Genomic DNA, 1,536 nt, shown 5'->3' with positions numbered 1-1,536 from the left:
CTAGTACTACATCACTAGATCGCGGTTGGTGACTGGTGGGTATCGGTCAGTGATCAGGATGGGGTGTGCGAGCGTGTCGGCATGCCCCCATCCCCTGAGAACGCCGCTGCCGGAGCGGTGACACGTGCCGATCTGGCCGAGTGGCAAAGCGAGTTCGAGCAGGTCTGTGCACGTTTTGAGAAGCGGTTCTTTCGGACCGAGTCCAGGCTGCACTTTCGGCAGTACCTTCGTGGCCTGCTGGCGCCACTGGAACGCAAGAACGCCTGGACCATCTCCGAGTTCACCGGAGAACCCACCAGGGCGGGGATCGAGCGGCTGCTGAACTTCACGCCGTGGAATGCCGATGTGCTGCGTGATGATGTCCGGGCGTATGCGATGGAGCATTTCACCGACTCGCGGGCGGTGCTGATCGCCGACCCCACCGGGTTCGCCAAGAAGGGCCGCAAATCGGTGGGGGTGCAGCGGCAGTACTCGGGCACGCTGGGCCGGGTCGACAACTGCCAGATCGGTACCTTCTTGTGTTATGCCAACACGGCCGGGGACCGGGTGCTGATCGACCGGGAACTGTACGTGCCCGAGCGTTCCTGGATCGCCGACCCGGAGCGCTGCGCCGAGGCCGGGGTTCCGGCCGGTCTGCCGTTCCGGACCCGGCCGCAGCAGGTGGCAGCCATGATCGACCGGGCGGTGGTGGCCGGAGTGCCGTTCGCCTGGTTCGCCGCCGACGAGGAGTTCGGGCAGAACCCGGGCCTGCGCGCTCACCTTCAGCAGCAGCGGATCTCCTACTGCATGGCCGTGCCCAAGACCACCGATGTCACGACCGGCAGCATCTCCACCGCGGCAGGCTCACCGCAGGTCGTCGAGCAGATCGCCGCCCGGCTGAAACCACATGACTGGTCCCGCCGTTCCTGCGGGATCGGCACGAAGGGATTCCGGGTCTATGACTGGGTGATGGTCCCCGCCGAGGGCGACCACCAGTACGTGTTCCGCCGCAACATCACCGACGGTGAACTGGCCTACTTCCACTGCTACAACCCGCGCGGCGAGAGCATGTGCGAACTGGTCCGAGTCATCGGTTCCCGCTGGCCCATCGAGGAGAGTTTCGAGGCGGCCAAACAAGAAGCCGGCCTCGACAGCTATCAGGTCCGTAAATGGGACCCCTGGTACCGGCACATCACTTTGTCCATGCTCGCCCTGGCGTTCTTGGCCGTGCTGCGCTCCACCGGTAAAAAGGGGACCCACGACCTGTGGACAACCCGAGCCGCCCCCGGTCGCACAACCGTCGAACCGGCACAAACCGCCGACACCGGCCCCAGTTGACCCAGGCACCGCAGATGCTCGCCCAGCCCGGCGACTGATCGGCCTGTCGATCAGCGAGGTCCGCCGTCTACTCAACCTCGCCGGCAAACCCGACCAGGTCATTGACCAGGGCCTGCACTGGTCGATCATCCGCCGCGAGCATCAGGCCCGAGCACGCCGAAGCCACTTCCGGCGACGCCTACACCTCCAAGTCCTACAGATCTAGTGATGTAGTACTAG

At 65.0% G+C, this 1,536-nt stretch carries 1 pseudogene; it reads left to right on the top strand.

Annotated features, from left to right (window positions below):
• Nucleotides 1–132 precede the first annotated feature (132 nt).
• Nucleotides 133–1,206 (top strand): annotated as a pseudogene (locus tag ABGB11_RS42335) (IS701 family transposase); the annotation flags it as partial.
• Nucleotides 1,207–1,536: the final 330 nt, after the last annotated feature.

Origin of the sequence: Actinomadura sp. B10D3, assembly GCF_039871695.1 — a bacterium.
In the GTDB taxonomy this organism is placed as follows: Bacteria; Actinomycetota; Actinomycetes; order Streptosporangiales; family Streptosporangiaceae; genus Spirillospora; species Spirillospora madurae.
The sequence above is the reverse complement of the archived record's forward strand: the minus strand, read 5'-3'. Positions and strand labels throughout refer to the sequence as shown.